Source organism: Streptomyces sp. NBC_01451, from assembly GCF_036227485.1.
In the GTDB taxonomy this organism is placed as follows: Bacteria; Actinomycetota; Actinomycetes; order Streptomycetales; family Streptomycetaceae; genus Streptomyces.
On record NZ_CP109479.1, the window covers coordinates 1,841,973 to 1,861,999 of the forward strand.

At 74.5% G+C, this 20,027-nt stretch carries 9 protein-coding genes and 1 pseudogene; 6 read left to right on the top strand and 4 right to left on the bottom strand.

Going from position 1 to position 20,027, the window contains the following annotated elements; translation table 11 throughout:
• Window positions 1-281: 281 nt before the first annotated feature.
• The 5 genes from OG595_RS07915 to OG595_RS07935 all read left to right on the top strand — a co-directional run bounded on the left by OG595_RS07915 (window position 282) and on the right by OG595_RS07935 (window position 13,145).
• Window positions 282-1,148, top strand: coding sequence for a DUF4132 domain-containing protein (locus tag OG595_RS07915; RefSeq protein ID WP_329269377.1), 867 nt, complete (start codon window positions 282-284; stop codon window positions 1,146-1,148).
• Window positions 1,145-6,052, top strand: a complete 4,908-nt coding sequence (locus tag OG595_RS07920) for a DNA-binding protein (protein WP_329269379.1) — start codon at window positions 1,145-1,147, stop codon at window positions 6,050-6,052. The genes OG595_RS07915 and OG595_RS07920 overlap by 4 nt, the downstream gene beginning before the upstream one ends.
• Before the next feature lie 123 nt (window positions 6,053-6,175).
• Complete coding sequence (locus tag OG595_RS07925; RefSeq protein WP_329269381.1) at window positions 6,176-7,336, top strand: ATP-binding protein; 1,161 nt, start codon at window positions 6,176-6,178, stop codon at window positions 7,334-7,336.
• Entirely contained in the window at window positions 7,333-11,181 is a 3,849-nt protein-coding gene (locus OG595_RS07930; RefSeq protein WP_329269383.1) for a DUF5682 family protein, read from the top strand. Before OG595_RS07925 ends, OG595_RS07930 begins: the two co-directional genes overlap by 4 nt.
• Window positions 11,178-13,145 carry a hypothetical protein gene (locus OG595_RS07935; RefSeq protein WP_329269384.1) on the top strand — a complete coding sequence of 656 codons (1,968 nt, stop codon included), beginning with the start codon at window positions 11,178-11,180 and terminating at the stop codon, window positions 13,143-13,145. The genes OG595_RS07930 and OG595_RS07935 overlap by 4 nt, the downstream gene beginning before the upstream one ends.
• A gap of 860 nt (window positions 13,146-14,005) precedes the next feature.
• Here OG595_RS07935 and OG595_RS07940 read toward each other — a convergent pair.
• The 3 genes and pseudogenes from OG595_RS07940 to OG595_RS07950 all read right to left on the bottom strand — a co-directional run bounded on the left by OG595_RS07940 (window position 14,006) and on the right by OG595_RS07950 (window position 16,420).
• A complete protein-coding gene (locus OG595_RS07940; RefSeq protein ID WP_329269386.1) occupies window positions 14,006-14,752 on the bottom strand; it encodes an SDR family oxidoreductase in 747 nt (248 codons plus the stop codon).
• 79 nt (window positions 14,753-14,831) lie between these two features.
• Window positions 14,832-15,319 (bottom strand): annotated as a pseudogene (locus OG595_RS07945) (succinate dehydrogenase); the annotation flags it as partial.
• Window positions 15,320-15,505: 186 nt separating this feature from the next.
• Complete coding sequence (locus OG595_RS07950) at window positions 15,506-16,420, bottom strand: RNA polymerase sigma-70 factor (protein ID WP_329269388.1); 915 nt, start codon at window positions 16,418-16,420, stop codon at window positions 15,506-15,508.
• Window positions 16,421-16,770: 350 nt separating this feature from the next.
• Here OG595_RS07950 and gndA point away from each other — a divergent pair, with 350 nt between their 5' ends.
• Complete coding sequence (gene gndA / locus OG595_RS07955) at window positions 16,771-18,213, top strand: NADP-dependent phosphogluconate dehydrogenase (protein ID WP_329269391.1); 1,443 nt, start codon at window positions 16,771-16,773, stop codon at window positions 18,211-18,213.
• A 93-nt stretch (window positions 18,214-18,306) separates the two neighbouring features.
• Here gndA and OG595_RS07960 read toward each other — a convergent pair whose 3' ends face one another.
• Window positions 18,307-19,806 carry a cellulose binding domain-containing protein gene (locus tag OG595_RS07960; protein ID WP_329269394.1) on the bottom strand — a complete coding sequence of 500 codons (1,500 nt, stop codon included), beginning with the start codon at window positions 19,804-19,806 and terminating at the stop codon, window positions 18,307-18,309.
• Between the last annotated feature and the right edge of the window lie 221 nt (window positions 19,807-20,027).

Consider the following 20,027-nt stretch of genomic DNA (forward strand, 5'->3'; position numbering starts at 1 on the left):
ACAGCCATCGGTCACACCTCCCAGGTCAGATCACCCGCGGCGACTGCGAGTCGCCGCGCGAACAGCCCCGACCCTAGAGGTACCCGGGGCCGCGGCGCCACCGAATTACGGCGCGTCTGCCGCCGGATTCCCGCGGGTGGCGGCCTCGCCGTCGCGCGCCGACGGCTCCGCCCGGCCGCTTGTCAGTGGCTGCCGATAGCGTTCGGCGCATCGTCAGAGCAGGACCGGGACGCACCGGCTCAAGCGTGCTGTTTTCCGGACGGTGTCAGGGGTGGGACCACATGGGTTGGTTGTCGGCGGGCGACGGGTACGAAGTCGCCCTGGTGGAGGGCCGGGTGGCCGCGCGGGCCACGTCCGGACGGGCGGCGGGGCGGCAGTTGAAGTCGCTGCCGAAGGCGGTGCGGGAGCACCCGGAGACGGACCGGCTGCGGCGGTTCGGCGAGTGGCTGGACCGGCACGCGGTGGCGTGCGTGGCGCAGGTGGACGCCTGGATGGTGTCGTCGCTGCCGGTGCCCACCGGGCTGTTGGCCCGGCTGTGGCCGGACGAGGCGTGGCAGTCGGCGCTGCGTGACCTCGCGGTCGTCGGGGACGACCCGGACGAGGTGGGCTTCCTGCGGGACGCGACGGACGCCGGTGAGCTGCGGGTGGTGAACCTGGACGGCGAGACGGTCCGGCTGTCGCCTCGTACGGTGACGCTGCCGCACCCGGTGCTGCTGCCCGACCTGGAGGATCTGCGGGAGTTCGCGGCGGAGCTGGGCGTGACGCAGCGGGTGGAGCAGATCCACCGGGCCACCTGGCTCAGGCCGGCCGGCCTCGCCGAAACGGTCACCGAGATACGGGAGTTCGCGGGCGGTAGGTACGACTCGCGGTTCGGTCTGGCCGCGCGGGCCACCGCACTGGGCTACCGGGTGTCCGGCGGCTACGCGACCTGCCGGGTGCGGGACGCGGGGCGCGGCGTCGAGGCGGCGGTGTGGATCGGGGAGCCGTACTGGGACGGGGACACCGAGACCGGCGGCCTGACCTGGAGCGACGAGGAGGGCCGGGCGGTGCGGCCGTCCCGGGTCGGCCCGGTCGCCTGGTCCGAGGGGATGCGCATGGCGGCGGCGCTGTACGCCGGCCGCAGGATCGAGAAGGGCGAGGACGCATGAGCGACACGGGGACCATCTCGCAGGCCGAGGCCGCCGGACTGCTGGCGGCCGGGGCGGTGCTGCCGCCGGGTACGGAGGGGGCCGGTGAGCGGGCGGTGCCGCTGACCGCGCGCGCGTACCGGCATCCCGGGCTGGACGGCCGGGTGGTGGTGCGGCTGGTCGCGGCCGAGCTGGGCACGGCGGAGGACCTGGCCGCCGGTTTCCTCGGCCTGGAGCCGGACGGCGAACCGGCCGAGGTCGGACTCGGTCTGCGCCAGGCGCTGGGCTTCCCGGAGTGGGTGCTGGTGCACCACCCGGCGGACGGCCATCACGCGCTGGGCGTCGTACCGGAGCTGGACCGGGTGGCGCGGACGGCGAAGTCCAAGCCGAAGGCCGCGCTGGACGCCTACCAGGTGCTCGCCGGTCAGCTGGCGGCGTCCGTGCCGCACTTCCTGCCGACCTTCTACGAGCAGGCCGGGCGGGTCTTCCTGAGCGTGGAGAACGCCACGTACGCGGCGCAGATGTTCACCCGGGCCCGCAGGTCCGAGGCCGAGCACGGTCTGACGGTCGACGAGGAGCGGCTGGACGCGGTGTTCCTGGAGTTCGCGCTCGCCGGGGCGCTGCCGGTGAAGGTGCTGTCGGGGTACGCGAAGGAGCTGGTCGCGCGGGTCCCGGCGCAGGAGGCGTTCGACCGGTTCCGCCGGCTGTGCGTGCGCCGTACGGCGGGCGGGCTGGCGCCGTCCGCCCAGATGGCGGGTGACCTGCGCAGGCTGGCCCGGGCCGCAGGCCTGGACCCGGTGGTGGAGGAGGGCGCGTATCTGACCGAACTGCTGGCGCTGCCCGCCACGTTGCGGGCGGCGGCGGGCTGGTGGAAGGCACACCGTCCGGCGCTGGCGGCGCTGGCCCGGCGGGAACCGGAGGTGCGCGGGACGCTGCTGGCGCTGATGCCTTCGGGAGACGACAGGGAACTGCCGGGACTGTGGCTGGAGTTGCTGGAGGAGTCCGGCGCCACGGCGGGGCTGTGCGACGACTCGCTGCCGGAGGCCGAGCGCCCGGTGGACGGGGCCACGGGCTGGCTCGGGCGGTTCCTGACGTTCCGTGACTCCGGGTGGCGGCGGCGCGGCCGGCTGCCGGGGCTGTACCCGCTGGTGGAGCGGATGGCCAACCGGCTGCGGGCCGAACTCGCCGACTCCGGTGGGACGTTGCCGGTCACGACCGATGACGTGGACCTGCTGGACCTGCTGCTGTCGCTGGAGCTTCCGGTCGCCGGCCCCGAGGAGCGCGCCCGGCTGGACCTGGAGCAGTGGGCGGAGGGTGAGGACAGGCGCGATCTGGTCGCGCTGGAGGCCGACGCCCGTTTCCGGCCCGCCTTCCGGCGCGGGGCCGACCGGTTCGGCAACGACAAGGACGGTCGGCGGGCCCTGCGGGTCCTTGCCCGGTCCTCCGGCGGGCGGCCGATGCTGACGGAGTGGGTGCGCGAGGTCGCCGGGCGGTTCACCGCCGTCGGTCTGCCGGAACTGCCCGACGCCCTGGGCCGGTTGACCTGGTTGCCGGGCGAGACCCTGGCGCTCGCCGAGGCCGAGGTGCGCGCCGCGGTCGGCACCGACCTCGCCCCGGTCCTCGTACGGAGCCTGCGGTCCGGGCTCCTCGACGAGCTGGGCTGGCCCGCCTGGGAGGAGGCCGCCGCCGCCCTCGTACCCGCCAAGGACATCGACGACCTGGTCGTCGCGGACGCCTGGCCGCATCTGATCGCCTCCGGCTCCTCGCAGGTACGGGTGCTCGGCGCCGAGGGCACCGTGCTCACCCACGACCTGCGGATACCGGACAAGGACTGCTACGGCGAGCCGGGCTGCCACTACGTGGACGGCGAACTGCTCGTCTACTGGCGGTCCCGCGAGGCGAACGGCGAACTGCGCGGTTACTGGCACGGGTCCGCCGACCGTCGGCAGCCCGTGCAGGGCGCCGGCCCCCGGGGCACGCAGGTCAACTATCTCGGCAACCTCGGCGCCGTCACCCTCCCGCTGTCCGGCGGCGGCCGGACCACGGGCACCGGTGTGGTGCACCGGGGCGACACCGCCGTGCCCGAGGAACGGTCGGTGATCAGCGACGGCACCTCGTACTGGATCTGGGACCAGGACGGCCAGGACCGCGCGACCGCCGGTTGGTACGAGTACGCGCCGGCCACCGGTGAGCGCGGCCGGCAGAGCCTGCCCGGGTTCCTCGCCGACGCCACCCGCACCGCTCCGGCGGGAAGCATCTTCGAGTCCGGCTGGGTACTGCCCGCCCCGGACGGCGGGCTGCTGGGCTGGCGCGTGGTGAAGCTGCCCGACGGCTCGCTGCGCGGCGAGGACCCGGCCGGGAACGCCGTCGCCCTGCCCGCCGACGCCAGACGGCCGGTGCGGGCGCTGCTCTTCCCCGGCGCCGACCGGCCGGTGGCCGTCGTCACGGGCTCCTACAGCCTCACCCTGATCGACGAGGAGGGCGTCGTCACCGCCAGGGCCAAGACGGACAACCGGCCCGGGACGTTCGCGGCCGGCACCCTGGTGCTGCCCCCGCTGCGCTTCTGGCACCTCCTCCGGCCCCGCGACCCGCAGGGCTCCGAGGCGCTGCGCCGCGTCGACCGCGACACGGCGGCGGCGCTGCTGACCGCCGCCGCCCGGGAGCGCGCGGCCGGGGACCCGGACGAGCTGCCCGCGCTGGTCCGTACGCTGCTGCCGCAGGTCGGGCATGACGCCCTGGTGACGGGCATCGCCGCCGTGGTGCGGTTCGCGGCCACCCAGCAGGCCGCGCTGGACGCGGCGGCTGCCCGGCTCGCCCTGGAACTCGCGGGCGGCCGGCCGGAGGAGGGGCCCACCGGTCCGGCCGACCGGTTGCTCGACGCCGCGCTGGGCGGCCTCGGCCTCGTCCACTCCTGGTACGGGTACGGGCACGGCTCCGACGACACCGACCAGGTCTGCCGCCAGGTGCGGTTCATCGGCGAGGCACTGCGGGACGCCTCCGAGCCGGTGCCGGCGGTCCGCCTGCATCTCGACGGGCCGGAACTGCCGTCGGCACGGCTGGACTGGGAGTCCCTGCCCGACCTGTCCGTCACGGCGGCCTTCCGGGCCGCTGCCGCGACCACCGGGCCGGAGCACCGGGAGGCGTTGGGGGAACTCCTGCGCGAACTGGACGCCCAGGGCCTTGCGGTCGTCGAGCCGGCCCACTGGCGCCGTTTCGAGCTGCGTCTGGACCGCGCCGAGTTCACCATGGCCGACGGCAGTGTGCGGTCCGGGTCCTGGCAGGGTCTGCTCCGGCTGACCGGCGGCGCGTTCCTGGCCTTCGTCGACGTGGAACGCCCGGACACCGGCAGCTACGAGTTCACGGCGCTCTTCCACGACCCGGCCGGGCTGTTCGAGGTCCCCGCCCCCTACACGGTGGCGTCCTCGTCCCCGGTGGGCGGGCCCAGGGAGGCAGGGTGGCTCGGGGCGTTCCTGACCGAGCTGGCCGCGCGGGGCGCGGCGCCCTGGTTCCCCGAGGCCGCCGAGGAGTTCGCCCGTCTGACCGGGGTCACACCGACCACGGCCGGGCTGGTCGTGGCCGGCCTGCCGCAGGTGGACACGTACGAGCGGAACTTCCTCAGCCCCGAGGCCCGTAAGACGCTCGGGGTGAAGGTCGCCGACGCCGCCCTGGCCAAGGACGAGCTGCGCGGCCTGGACGCGGGCTTCCGGCGGGCCGTCGTCCGGGCGCTGCTGCCCGCCGACCCCGCACGGCTGTGGACGGAGGGCCCCGACGTGGCCGCCGCCGCGCAGGTCTGGAACGCCGAGCTGGGCCGACGGGCCGCGGTTCCCGAAGCGCTGCTCGCGGAGGCCGTCCGCGCGGTGCGGACATCGTGGGAGCCGAGCCGGGCGCTGCCCGCGCTCCTCGACCCGGCCGCCGAACCGCAGTTGAGCCGCGATCTGGCCTGGCACGTCAGTGGGGACCGGGTCCACCCGGTCGACTCGGACACCACCGGCTTCACCTCCCGCACCCTGGTCGGTACCGTCACCCTGGCCGCCTGGCTGGCCCACCGGCTCCCGGCGGGCGACCCGATCCGGGCCGCCCTCCCGGCCGCGCTGACCGCCGTACGGGACCGGCTGGCCAACCCCGGGCTGATGCTCGACCTCGACGAGTACGTCAGCCTGCCCGACTTCCGCAAGGTGGCCGGCGCCCCCACCGAGACCGGCGAGGGCTACGAGCGCTACGGCGCCGTCGTCATGGCCACGGCGGACGACCAGCCCGCGCCCGGCATCCGTACGGCACTGCTGGACGAGGCCGGGACCGACCCGTTCCTGTCCGTCCTGCGCACCCGCGACCAGCGGCCCTTCCCGGCCGAGGTGGCGCTGCGCACCGCCGGCGACCCGCGCTTCACCGCCCTGCTGGCCGATCCCGGTGACCCGCAGGCGGGGGCACGGGACAAGGACGGCACCTGGTGGCCGCAGGACCCCGCCCGGTCGGTGCCGGACCTGGTCGGCGAGGCGGCGAAGGAGTACGGCATCGGGGAGGACGCCGCCGTGCTCCACCTGATGCTGCTGGCGATGCCCGACCCGACCGACCGCAACACCGCGCGCTGGACGGGCTGGCCGCAACACCGGGGCGGGGCTGCCCGGCTCAAGGCCGCCCGCGCCGAACTGGCCGCCTCCGGCCTGGTCGTGGAGGCCAGCCGTGCCCGGGCCGGGCGGTCGCTCTTCCTGCCCGGCGGCTGGGTGGACCCCAGGTCCCCGCGCCTTCCGCTGGAGCAGTGGAAGCTGCCGCTGTACGACCTGGTCAACGGCGACCACCCGGTGCTCGGGGTGATCGTGCCGGCCGAACCCGTCGCCGACCTCTACCGCAGGGCCTGGCAGCGGGTCCGGGAAGGCGACGGCCCGCGTTTCCAGGAGCTCAAGGTCCGGCGCGGCCGGCGTCGCTGAGCCCGGCGGGACGGGGTGCGGCGCCCGACCGCCCGGCTCCGCACCCCGTCCCGCCCCAGACCCCGACTTCCGTACGGCACCCCAGTACGGCACCCCAGTGATCCGTGAAGCACAAGGAACCTCATGACCCTGATGGAACAGGCGACAGCGCTCCCCGCCCGGCAGACGCTGCCGGCCGAGGAGCGCCACGCCACCGAACTCGCCTTCCTCGCCGCCCACGACGACGGTCCGCGCCCGCCCTGCTGGGCGCTGACCCCGCGCGCCGTGGTCACCTTCGTCTGCGGCAGCGGCGGCGAGACCCTGCACCTGCCGAAACCGCACGAGACGCTGCCCGCGCGGCTGGCCATCGCCCCCAAGTTCGTCGGCGAACGCGCCCTGGTGGAACGCTGCGTGGTCACCCTCGCCGGTGAGCGCGGCCTGCTGCTGGTCGGCGAACCGGGCACCGCCAAGTCGATGCTCTCCGAGCTGCTGGCCGCCGCCGTCAGCGGCACCAGCGCCCTCACCGTGCAGGGCACCGCGGGCACGACGGAGGACGCGTTCCGCTACGGCTGGAACTACGCCCTGCTGCTCGCCCAGGGGCCCACCCCGCAGGCCCTGGTGGCGTCCCCGGTGCTGACCGCGATGCGCGGCGGGCAGGTCGCCCGGATCGAGGAGATCACCCGCTGCCTGCCCGAGGTGCAGGACGCCCTGGTGTCGATCCTGTCCGACCGGCGCCTGAGCGTGCCCGAACTCGCGGGCACCGCCGACGCGTTGGTCCCCGCCGCACCCGGCTTCAGCGTCATCGCCACCGCCAACCTCCGGGACCGGGGCGTCTCCGAGATGTCCGCCGCCCTCAAGCGGCGCTTCAACTTCGAGACCGTCCATCCCATCGCCGACGCGGACGCCGAAACCGCTCTCGTGCGCGGCCAGGCCACCGCCGCCGTGCAGCGGGCCGGTGCAGCCTTCGCCGTGGACGACGCCGTACTGGACGCGCTGGTCACCGTCTTCCGCGACCTGCGCTCCGGCCGCTCGGCCGAAGGCTGGGACGTCGAGCGGCCCGGCACGGTGATGTCCACCGCCGAGGCCGTACAGGTCGCCGCCTCCCTGGGCCTGGCCGCCGCCTACCTCCCCGCCGGGGATCTCCTCGACCTGGTACCCGGGCACCTCCTGGGCGTCGTACGCAAGGACGACCCCGCCGACCACGGACGCCTGCTCGGCTACTGGGACGGCCCGGTCCGCCGCCGCGCCGAGGACGGCTCCGCCATGTGGCGCCGCCTCTGGGACCTGCGGGAGAACCTGCGTTGACCGTCGACCGGGCGGCGTTGACCGCCGCACCGCCGAGGACACCCGACGCCGACCCCCGGGAGGCGGTGGCGGCCCTCGCGGCCTCCGTACGGCCGTACCTTCTCGGCGTACGCCACCACAGTCCCGCGCTGGCGTCCGCCGTGCCCGCGCTGCTGGACGCCGCCGGGGCCGAGGTGGTGTGCGTCGAGTTGCCGGCCGACTTCCAGCGGTGGCTGCCGCATCTCGCCGACCCGCGCGCCGTCGCCCCGCTGGCCGTGGCGGGCGCCGGAGAGGACGGCGGGCTCGCCTTCTACCCCTTCGCCGACTTCTCGCCGGAACTCGCCGCGATCCGCTGGGCCCGCGAGCGCGGTGCCACCGTGCTGTGCTGCGATCTTCCACTGGCCGACGCGGGCTGGTCAGCACCGGCCGGGCCGGTCCCGGCGGCGAGCGGTGCGACGCCCGGTGGGGACAGTGGCAACAGCGGTACGGGCAGCGATCCGGGCACCGGCACACCCACCCCGGCGGCCGACACCGGGAGCGTCTACGCCGATGGTCTCAGCGCCGCCGGTACCGGGCGCGACGGCGACGACCTCTGGGACCGCGCCGTCGAAGTCCTCGCCCCCGGCTGCACACCCGAGGCCGTCCGCCGTGCCGCTCTAGGCGTCGGCTGGGCCCTGCGCCAGGACGCGGCGGCCACCGGCGGCATCCCCGCCACCGACCTCGCCCGCGAGGCCCGTATGCGCCGCGTCCTCACCGAGGCCGCCGCCGGTGGCCGTCGCGTCGCAGCCGTGGTCGGTGCCTTCCACGCCCCGGCCCTGACCGGGGCGGACGCGTTCCCCGCCGGGCGGGATGCCGACACCCCGCCCCACGAGCCCGGTGAGACCCGGCCGGCCCCGACGGGAACGGCGCGAACGCCTGGAACGCCGAGTGGGGCCGAGCGCCGGGCGCCGGTCACCTCGCTGGTCCCGTACTCCTTCGATCTGCTGGACTCGCGCTCCGGATACCCCGCCGGAATCCGCGACCCCCGCTGGCAGCAGGCGGTTCTCACGGCCGGCGGCGACCCCGGCCGGGTGCGCGAGGCCGCCGCCCGCGCGATCACCGGGCTGTGCCGGGAGATGCGGGCCGCCGGGCACACCGCGGGCACGGGCGAGGCGACCGAGACCCTGCGACTGGCCTGCGACCTCGCCAGGCTGCGCGGCCTGCCCGCACCCGGCCGGGGGGAACTGCTGGAGGCGGTGACCACCGTGCTCGGCCAGGGCGAACCGCTGGGCCGGGGCCGGGCGCTGGCCCGCGCGCTCGAAACGGTACTGGTCGGTGCCGAGCGGGGACGCATCGCGCCCGGCACGCCCCGGTCGGGTCTCGGCCCGTCGGTGGAGGCGGAGTTGGCCACACTGCGGCTGCCGGGCCCGGACAGCGCGGAACCCCGTGAGATGCGCCTGGACCCCTTGCGGTCCGAACTCGACGGCGGACGGGAGATCCTGCTCCAGCGACTCCAGGTGTGCGGCATCGGATACGGCGAGCCGGTCGCGGTGACCGGCACCGGGGACGCGTCCGCCCTCACCACACGATGGCGGCTGGCCTGGACCCCGTCCGTGCCCGCGCGGCTCGACCTGGCGGGCGTACGCGGCGTCAACGCCGCCCAGGCCGCCGCCGGAACGCTGCGCGAGACGTACCGCCGCGAGACGGCCGACGGCGGCGCCACCTGCGCACAGCTCCTGAGCGGGCTGCGCGACGCGGCCCGGTGCGACCTGCCGGATCTGGTCGCCGACCGCCTTGCCGAGGCCTCCGTCGTCCTCCCGTCCGCCGCCACCCTCCCCGAACTGCTGGACGCCCTCGACCTGTTGGAGGCGCTGCGCCGGGGCCACCTGCCCGGCACCACGCCGGAGGGGCGCGGGCAGGCCGCCGAACTGGCCGTCACCCTGCTCGAAGCCGCCGTACGGGCACTGCCCGGACTGGCCGGCAGCGACGATCCGCAGGACGCCGCCGCGCTGGTCGCCCTGGCGGCCAGGGCCGGTGAACACCGCCTCGGGCTGCGGCTGGACGACGCGCTGGGCGCACTCGCGCGCACCGGCTCCCCGCTCGTCCAGGGGGCCGCGCTCGCGGCCAGGGTCCTGCTCGACCTCGACAGCCCCGACGCGCTCGGCGCCCGGGCCGCGGGCTGGATCGACACCGCGACCGGCCCGGACGGCCGCCACCGCCTGGCACGCCTGCTCACCGGCCTGCTCGCCGCCGCCGGACCGCTGCTCCAGGCGGCCCCCGCCACCCTCACCTCCCTGCTGGACCGCATCGACGGGCTCACCGACCAGGCCTTCCTGGACCGCCTGCCCGCGCTTCGCGGCGGCTTCGACAGCCTCTCCCCCGCGGCCCGCGACCGCCTCCTGCACACCATCACCGAACGCCTGGGCGACCGCCTCGACCTCACGCTGGCCGCCCCGCCCGAACTCATCGCCCTGTGGACCGCCGCCGACACCGCCGGACTGGCCGCCCTCACCGCCCTGGGCCTGCCGTTCCCGGCGGACGGCGTGCCCGGTGCCGACGGCTCAGCCCAACGGGAGGCTCAGGGAGCCCCGGACACGTCCGGAGGAGCACCCGGACCGGCGCAGCCGCGCGAGGCCGCGACACCGCCTGAGCACACTGAGCCGGCGACCGTGAGCGGAACACCGGCCGACGCCGGGCCTGCCTTCACGCGGCCCGCGGTACCGGCCGGCCCCGTGACGGCACCCGTGACGCCACCGGTCGGCGCGGCGGAGCCGCGCCTCGGTCCCGTCGACCGGTGGCGGCTGCTGCTAGGCCGGGAGACCGACCGCCTCCCCGCCGGAGCCCGCCGTTACGCGCGCGCCCTCGACGAGCTGTACGGGGCCGGGCGCGGCGAGGGTGCCACCGACGTCGGCGACTCAACCGGCGGCGGCCAGGAGGGGGCCTTCCCCACCGCCCGCGAATGGGCCGGGGAACTCGACGCCCTGTTCGGGGCCGAGGTCCGGGAGGAGGTCCTCGGCAGGGCCGCCGGCACGGGCCGCACCGACGTACTCGCCCAGCTCGACCCGGACTCCGTGCGCCCCTCCGTCGAACTGCTGGCCTCCGTCCTCTCCCTCGCCGGAGGGATGCCCGAGCAGCAACTCGCCCGGCTCCGGCCGCTCGTACGCCGTCTGGTCGACGAACTCGCCCGCGAGCTGGCCACCCGGCTGCGCCCCGCCCTGACCGGACTCGCCACCCCGCGCCCGACCCGCCGCCGCGGCGGCCGAATCGATCTGCCCCGCACCCTGCGGGCCAACCTCGCCCACACCCGCCGGCTCGACGACGGCCGGACCGTCGTCGTTCCCGAACAGCCGGTCTTCAGCACCCGGTCCCGGCGCGAGGCGGACTGGCGGCTGATTCTCGTGGTCGACGTGTCCGGCTCGATGGAGGCGTCCGTCATCTGGTCGGCGCTGACCGCCGCCGTACTGGGCGGTGTACCCACCCTCTCCACCCACTTCCTCACCTTCTCCACCCAGGTGATCGACCTGTCGGACCGGGTCACCGACCCCCTGTCCCTCCTCCTGGAGGTACGGGTCGGCGGCGGCACCCACATCGCGGCCGGGCTCGCGCACGCCCGCTCGCTGGTGACGGTGCCCAGCCGCACCCTCGTGGTCGTCGTCAGCGACTTCGAGGAGGGGTATCCGCTGGGCGGGCTGCTCGGAGAGGTGCGTTCCCTGGCCGCGTCCGGTGTCCACCTGATGGGCTGCGCCGCCCTGGACGACACCGGGGCCCCGCGCTACTCGGTGCCCGTCGCCCAGCAACTCGTCGCGGCCGGAATGCCCGTGGCCGCCCTCAGCCCACTCGCCCTCGCCCGCTGGGTGGGCGACCGCCTCCGCGGAGAACCCCGATGAACGAGCAACTCCCGCCCGTCGCCCCGGATGTGATGGCCGCCGCCGTGGAGAGCCTGACCTCCCGGCTGCGCAGGAAGCTGGACGCGGCGATCGAGCAGTACGCCGCCGTGCACGCCGCTGTCGACGGCGACACCGTGTCCGTCAACTGCGGCGAGGACGCCGTGGTCACCCTGACGCCCGGCCCCTCCGGTACGGTCACCGCCGCCGACCAGGCCCGCTGCACATGCCTGCTCGCACCCCGCTGCCTGCACCGGGCCGCCGTCCTCGGCGCCTGCCCGGTGGCGGACGCGGAGGTCACGACGGAGGAAGCCACAGCGGCGAAGGCCACGGCGGCAGAGGCCACAGCGGCGGGGAGCGCGGCCACACCCGCGCCCCCGCCCTTGTCCTCGTCCGAGCCCGTCGCGGCCCGGGCGCTCCCCCAGCCGGTGACCGCAGCCCTCACCGCGGCCCAGACCGCGGCGGCCTCCGGCCTGTGGTCGGCCGCCGCGGCGGTCCTCGCCGCCGGGGTGCCCGGCGCCGGGGCGGTGCCCCAGGCCGAGCTGCTGCGGGCCGCCCACACGGCCCGCCTGGCCGGCCTGTACCGGGCCGAGGCCGCCGCCCTGCGCGTCGTACGCGGCCTGCGCGCCGCCCGCGCCCGGCACGACGGCCATCGCCTGGCCGACCTGGTCGCCGCCCTGCGCGAACTCCTGCTCACCACCCGCCTGTTGGCGGCAGGCAACCCCGATCCGGCCCTCATCGGCACCGTCCGCCGCGGCTACCGGCCGGGCGACGGCGGCCTGCGCGTCCACGGGGTCTGCCGCGAACCGGTCATCAGCGCCACGGGCTACGGCGGCGTGGTCACCCACCTCGTCACCGACGACGGCCGCTGGTTCTCCGTCGCCGACGTCAGGCCCGGCGGCCCGGCCCGCGCCAGGGGTGCCGCCACGGCTCCCGTCTCCCTCGGCCCGGCCACGCTGAACCACGCCCGACTCGCGCGCGGCGGACTGCTGATCGCCGGGGCCACCGTCTCCCCGGACGGCCGCCTCGGCTCCGGCAAGGGCGTCCGGGCCACTCCCCTGACCGGCCTCCCCTGGTCCTCGGGGCCGCTGGCCGCCCTGTTCGCCCGTCCGCTCGCCGAGACCGTCGCCGAACGGCTCGCCACGAGCCCGGGCCAGAACGGCCAGGACAGCCAGGACGGACCGACCGGCGAGCCGATCGGCTGCGACCTGGTCGTCGTCGGCGCCTCCGGTGACCACCTCCTGGCCCGCGAACTGCCGGCCGCCACCGGCCCCCTCATCCGGCTGGCCCCCGCCAACGCCCACCCCGACCTCGCCCACACCGCCAACCTCCGCCGGCTCGCCTCCCGTCCCGGGCTCCGCATACGCGTGATCGGCCGGCTCGACCCCGACCGGGCGGCCACCCTGCGCCCGCTCGCCGTCGGCCCCGTACCGGGGACCGAAGCGACACTCCGGCTGCCCCCGGAATGGCTGGACCGCGCCGATCTCGGCTACGACCGCATCCAGGGCGCGCATCTCCCGCCCCCCGACACCGGCCGGCCCGCCGACGCCGGTCCGCCCGCCGAAGCGCTCACCCGGCCCCCGCCCGACCCCCTGGCAGACTCGCCTCTGTGGCGGGTACGGCGCCTGGTCGAGCTGTCCGTCGCCGGAGGCCGCCGTGCGGTGGCCGAGCCCGCCCGCAGCGGCGATCTCGGCAGCGACACGGCTTCCCTGCGCCGTACGGGATTCCGCACGGCAGCCGACCTGGCCACGGCCCTCACCGCGGCGGCCGACCGCCGCACCCGTGACGTCTTCGGCCGGCTCGACGAAGCCGACCCCGACCACTACGCGTCGGCCTGGCTTGCCACGGCGGTCCACCTGGCGAGCACCGAACGGGTTCTGGTCCAGGCCACCTGGCAGACCCGCCAGGAAGCCCCGGAGGTCCCTGACCGGCGATCCGCGGACGCCTCGTCGACCATGGGTCCGTGAACGCCGGGAGGTGCTCCGGCCATGGCCCGGGGCTACGCGGGCAGGACGCCCTGACTCCGGGAGAGGGCGAAGACACGTTCGTCGTCGCGCAGGTGACACCGGGCGTCCGCCAGTTCGCCGAGCGACCGTGGTGCGGGCAAGTGCCTCGCAGAATCGTGATGTCACCGCATCACACGATCGGGCGCACGACGCATCACACCGCGTTCCCTCCGCGGCATCCGGATCCGGCGGCCTTCCCGGCGCGCATGTCACATGGGCGCGGCCCGCGCGGTCTACGTGACGACGGACAACAAAGCAGGGGAACCCCATGCGCAAGGTTCTGATCGTCGGCGGCGGCTGCGCGGGCCTCTGCACCGCACGGGGCCTGCGGAGGGAACTGCGTCCGGGCGAGGCGCGGGTCCCGGTCGCCGACCCGCGCCGTACACGACCTGTCAGCCCTTCCTGCCGCAGGTGGCGGCCGTCGGAACGTATCTGTCGGAACGTATCTGTCGATGTTCCTCGTCGTCGGTGGGTCCCCGGCCACGATCTCCTGGGCGAAGTTCCGCAGGTGTGTCGCGGAGGCCCTGTCGCCCTCGGACGAGCCCATGCTCTTCCGAGGCGTGTCGGCCGCAGGGTTCTTGGAGTCGCACCCGGTGCCCACCGGACCGCCACGCTGATGGGGCTCCGCCAACAGTGCCATGACGGTCGCCGCGATGTCGGTGCGTCGCTCATGGGTTCTGGTCATCGTGCTCCATGTGCTGTCGCCGCATTCTCGTGGGCGGCCGACAACACATTTCCGATTGCCCTGCGAGGGAATCCGGCGAGCTGTTTCAGAAAGGGTTCGGGTGGCCCTTACCCGGAAGGGCCACCCGAAAGGATCTCTACTTCTGCCGCGTGAGCCAGTCGGCGAACTTCGTCCCGGCGATGTGCGCGTCCGGACCCGGCAGGAGCGTGTTCTCCTCCAGTTCGGCGCCCCAGTACGTCGCCTTCGGGTCTGTGACGATCTTGCGGGGATCGTTCTGGGCGCTGAGCCCCATGCGGATGAACTCCTCCAGCTGGAACGCCTCGGGACCGGCGACCTCCACCACGCCGCCAACCGGGGCCCCGACCGCGGTGCGGCTGACGGCCACGGCCACGTCGTAGGAGACGATCGGCTGGATCCTGGCGTCGGGCAGGCGCACGGTGTCGCCCTCGGTGACCCCGTCGGCGAGTCCCTTGGCGAACTCGAAGAACTGGGTGGCGTGGACGATGGAGTAGGGGTTTCCGGACGCCGTGATCAGGTCTTCCTGGGCCTGCTTGGCGCGGAAGTACCCGCTGCCCAGGAGGCGGTCGGTGCCGACCACGGACAGTGCCACGTGATGCGCGACGCCCGCCTCGGTCTCCGCCTTCAGCAGGTTGGCCGTCGAGGTGCGGAAGAAGTCCATGACCGCCTGGTCCTCGAACGAGGGCGAGTTCGACACGTCGACCACGACCGACGCACCCTGAAGGACCTCGGCCAGCCCTTCGCCCGTCAGCGTGTTGACGCCGGTGCTGGGCGCCGCCACGACCGCCTCGTGCCCGTGCGCGCCGAGCCCGGCGACCACCTTCGAGCCGATGAGTCCGGTTCCACCGATCACTACGACCTTCATGACGGGATTCCTTTCGGGTTTCCTTTGATTGCCTGTACCAGTGGAGACCGGGCACGGGCTCTGTTTGTGACACCGCCCGTTCGACGAGTTTCCCCGCGGTCGGAACTTCCTCCGTCAGGGCGGATGCATCGTCGGGAACGGCCGGAATGCTCTCGCGGGTGACGCCCGTCGTCGGGGACCACACGAGATTCACTCGCGGAGCGGAATCCGGGCCTGATAGTCGCTGCGGTTGTGACAGCCACGCGTCTCGCGGCGCTCCAGCGCCGATTCGAGGACGGCCCGGGCCGCGAGCGCGGCCGACCTGAGATCGAAGGCGTGCGCCAGGTCCTGATGGCCCGCGGTGTCCGGGTGGACGCCGACGGCCTCCATGCGTTTCTCGATCGCCGCGAGTTCCGCCGGTCCGGTCCGCAGGCCGTCCTCGTCGCGTACGACGCCCGCGTGTTCGGTCATGGTGCCGCGGATGGCGCGTTGCAGGACGCGCACGTTCTCGGGGCCGTCGGCGGCGAGGAGTCCGTCGACCTCCGTGCACGCCTCCGCGAGGGCCGACGCCGAGCCGGTCGGCGCCGTGCAGCCCGCTCGGCGCCTCGCCGACGGCGCTGGACCGGCCCGGTCACCGCGTGCCTCTGTCGTGCTGCGACCTGCCGCAGCGACTGTGCCGCATGCGAGGTGAGCGCACGCTCTCGTCGACGCGCCCCGGACAGCGGACGGCTGGATGCCGACGAGCAGCCGTTCCTGTGACGCGTGCGGCGGCGTTCAGGAGGAGGACGTGGTGCCGCCGTCCGGGGAAGCCGCGTAACGTGCCAGCTTCGCCGGGTTCATGACCCACATGGCCCGCTCGATGCCGCGATCCGAGATGTCGAGGGTCAGCAGGACCACGGCCGTCCCGTCGGCCGTGACGAGGACGGCCGGCCCGCCGTTGGCCTCCACCCAGTGGATCTCCTTCTGCGGCCAGAAACGCGGGGCGAAGGCGGCAAGGTACCGGGAGACGTGCACCGGGCCGACGACCGGGAACCTTGAAGCCCCGCGCAGTCCGTTGCCGTCGGTGTAGCTGACCACGTCCTCGGAGAGGATGTCTTCGAGCACGGCCAGATCACCGGTCTGTGCCGCGGTGAGGAACACCTCCATCAGCCGTCGGTGCTCGGTGGTGTCGACAGGCTTGCGGCGCTCCGACGAGAGGTGCCTGCGCGCGCGGCTCACCAGCTGGCGCGTGTTCGTCTCGCTGGTCTCCAGCATGTCCGCGATCTGCCGGTAGGGGTAGTCGAAGGCTTCCCGCAGCACATAGGCGGCCCGTTCCACGGGGTTGAGCCGCTCCAGCAGGAAGAGCACCGCCGTGTCGAGCGCCTCGGCCCGTTCGGCGCCCAGCTGCGGATCAGCGCGCGTGTCGACCGGCTCCGGCAGCCAGGGGCCGATGTACGACTCTCGCCGCACCCTGGCGGACTGGGCCACGTTGAGCGCCAGACGGGCGGTCACGGTGGCGAGGAACGCCTTGGGCTCGCGGACGACGCCACGGTCGGTGTGCTGCCACCGCAGCCACGCCTCCTGGAGCACGTCCTCGGCCTCCGTGGCGCTGCCGAGCACGCGGTAGGCGATGCCGAAGAGCTGGGGACGCGCCGCCATGAACACGTTCGCCGCTTCGTCGAGGGAGTCCGTGCCGTCCCCGATACCCATGCGTGCCGCCTCCAGTTCCGACCCGGTTCGCGCAAGCGCCCGCCCATGCTACGGCGGCCGGGGGCAGGGCCCGGCAGGGCGGTCACGGCCGTGCGGCTCGTACCGCCGGGCCGTCGGCGCATGGGCCGGCAGGGTGACGAACCCCGTGTCGGCGCGCACCCCTGCGCCGGCGGTGGCGACGTCGCGCCTGCAGCGGTCTACCCGGCCCGCGACTGCTGTCGCAGAAAGCACTTTCGCCCCCGGCGCGCCCCCCTCCCGACACCACCCGGCATCCGGCTGAACAACTGGGGCCCCACCAGCCGTAACTGATCGTGTGGCGGTTGGGACCGCACCGAGCGAAGGAGCACACCATGAAGGCGACCGCGCAGATCGGCGTCACCGGCCTGGCGGTGATGGGCCGGAACCTGGCCCGGAACTTCGCCCGGCACGGTTACACCGTGGCCCTCCACAATCGGACCCCCGCCAGGACGAAGGCGCTGGTCGAGGACTTCGGGCACGAGGGCGACTTCGTGCCGGCCGAGACGGCCGAGCAGTTCGTGGCGGCCCTGGAACGCCCCCGGCGGCTCATGATCATGGTGCAGGCCGGGGCGGCCACCGATGCGGTGATCGACGAGTTCGCCGCGCTCCTGGAACCCGGCGACATGATCATCGACGGCGGCAACGCCCACTTCACCGACACCCGGCGCCGGGAACAGGCGCTGCGCGGGCTCGGGATCCACTTCGTGGGTGTGGGTGTCTCGGGTGGTGAGGAGGGCGCGCTGCACGGGCCGAGCATCATGCCCGGGGGCTCCGTGGCGTCGTATGCCGCGCTCGGACCGATGTTCGAGACGATCAGTGCCAAGGTGGACGGCGAGCCCTGTGTCACCCATGTCGGCACGGACGGTGCCGGGCACTTCGTGAAGATGGTGCACAACGGCATCGAGTACGCCGACATGCAGCTGATCGGCGAGGCGTACCACCTGCTGCGCCAGGTCGGCGGCTATGAACCCGCGCGGATCGCCGAGGTCTTCCGCCAGTGGAACAAGGGCCGTCTCGACTCGTACCTGATGGAGATCACCGCCGAGGTCCTCGCCCACACGGACGCCGCCACCGGCAGACCCTTCGTGGACGTGGTGGCCGACTCGGCCGGGCAGAAGGGCACCGGCCGCTGGACCGTACGGACCGCCCTGGAGCTGGGTTCGCCGGTCACCGCCATCGCCCAGGCCACCTTCGCGCGCGCCGCCTCGGGCCAGCGGGCTCTGCGCGCCGCGTACCGGGAGCTGCCCGGCGGCTCCAGCTGGGACCTCACCGCGTACGAGGCGGAGCGGTTCGCCTGCCTGGTCGAGCACGCCCTGTACGCGTCGAAGCTCATCGCCTACGAACAGGGCTGGAAGATGATCCTGGACGCGTCGGCGGAGTACGGCTGGGACATCGACCTCGGCGCGATAGCGAGGATCTGGCGCGGCGGCTGCATCGTGCGGGCCGCCTTCCTCGACCGGGTCCGGGCCGCGTACGAGGCCGATCCCCGCCGGGTCACCCTGCTCACCGAGAAGGGATTCGCGGCCGAGATCGCCGACGCCCAGGTTCCCTGGCGCGAGGTCGTCGCCACGGCCGCCCGGCACGGTGTCCCGGTCCCGGCGTTCTCCGCCGCCCTGTCGTACTACGACACCCTGCGCGCCGAGCGCCTGCCGGCCGCCCTCACCCAGGGCCAGCGCGACTACTTCGGCGCCCACACCTACCGGCGTACCGACCGCGAGGGCCGTTTCCACACGCTCTGGGAGCGGGCCGACCGGAGCGAGACCGAGGTGATCTGACCTGGGGCCCCCGGGCCGCCCGCAGCACGAAACGGGCCGGCCTGGTCCGTGGCGGTGTCGCCACGGACCAGGCCGGCCCAGGTGCGGGGGGGCTCAGCCGGTGCAGCTGCTGCCGTTCAGCGTGAAGTCGAACGGGGCCTGGTTCTTGCCCTGCCAGCTGGCGAGGAACCCGAAGGAGACCGTGCCGTCGGCCGCGACCGACCTGTTGTAGTCGGCGGCCGTGGCCGTGACGCGGGCGCCGTCCTGGGAGAAGCTCGCGTCCCACATCTGGCCGACCTGCTGGCCGTCGCGGAAGCTCCAGGCGATGTTCCAGCCGTCGATGGCCTTCGCGGAGGTGACGCTGATGGTGGCCTGGAAGCCGTCGGGCCACTCGTTGACGAGGTCGTAGTCGACCTCGCAGGACGCCGGTGCGCTCTCGTCGGGGCTCGGCTTCGGCGTCTCGCCGCGCGCGGTGGCGACAGAGGTGCCCTGGGGCTCCGGGTCGGGCTTGCCGGCGGGTGTCGTGGACGACTTCGGGTCCGGGTCGTCCGACTGCCGGGGGGCCGGGGACGGGGTGGAGCCCGCGGGGACGGTCAGCCCGGACGGCAGGACGGGCGACGGGTCCATCACGGGCTTCCCGTCGGTGACGCCGCCCTTCGCGGAGGGGGCGTTCGTGGAACCGTCGAAGGGCATCAGCGAGACCGTGAGCGCCAGCCCGGAGACGATGACGGCGGCGACCAGGATCGCCGTACGGCCGATGCGCGGGCGGTACTCCCCGATGGTGAGACCGGTGTTGATGCCCGCTTCGGAGCGCCCGCCGAGCAGACCGGCCTCGGCCGCGCGGCGGCGTCGTTCCAGGTAGGCGAGCCCGCCCCAGCCGATGACACCGCCGGCGAGCGCGGCGGACAGCCCGCTGATCCCGCCGTACAGCCGCAGACAGGCGGCGGCCTCGGCGCACTCCACGCAGGTCGCGAGGTGCCGGGAGAGGTCCTCGGGCACCTCGGCGCCCTGTGAGCGGGTGACCGCGTCGAGCAGCCGGGCGAAGCGGCGGCAGTCGGGGCTCAGCGGGGTGTCGAGCAGGTTGCGCTGGCAGCGGTCCCTGAACAGGACGCGTACCTGGGCGAGTTCCTCGGCGGCGCTGGCCGGATCGAGGCCGAGCCGACGGGCCACCTGGGGCAGCGGCAGCGCCTCCACCTCCGCCAGCCAGAGCAGGGCGGCGTCCGGTTCCTGCATGTCGCGCAGGGCGCGCAGGGCGAGCGGGCGGCGCAGCGGCGGCCCCACGTACCGGGCGGCCTTGTCGGAGTTGAGCCACAGCCGCAGGTCGGGGTCGAGATGGTTGCCGTGCCCGGTCTCCTCCCAGGACGCGGCAGTACTGCGAACTGCCGCCAGCAGCAGGGGTATCCAGGGCAGGCGGGGTATGCGGCGCCCGGTGTTGCGGGCCCCGAAGTCGGCGGCCCGGGCGGCGTGGATACCGTGGGTGAACGCTTCGGCGGCCAGTTCGGTGCCGGCGGACGCGCCGGACGTGCACAGGTCGGCGTACGAGAGGACCGCGTCCCAGCACTCGGAGAACAGCGCTGCTTCGGCGGCGTCCTGAGGGGTCGGCAGATCTGGCATATGGGGGGACTCCAGCATCAACGGCTTGCACACGCCAACGTCAAGGTCAACTGACCCCCAGAACAGGGGAGTTGGGAACCGTTTTGCAAAACGGAGCCCGAGCTTTTCACGTTTCCCGCACAACTGACAAGCGACGTATCCACATGTCGCAACATGTCAACGCGGGCTCGCCGTACGGTGGTCCGAGGTGAGAAAAACGACCGGATTCGTTCCCCGGAGGG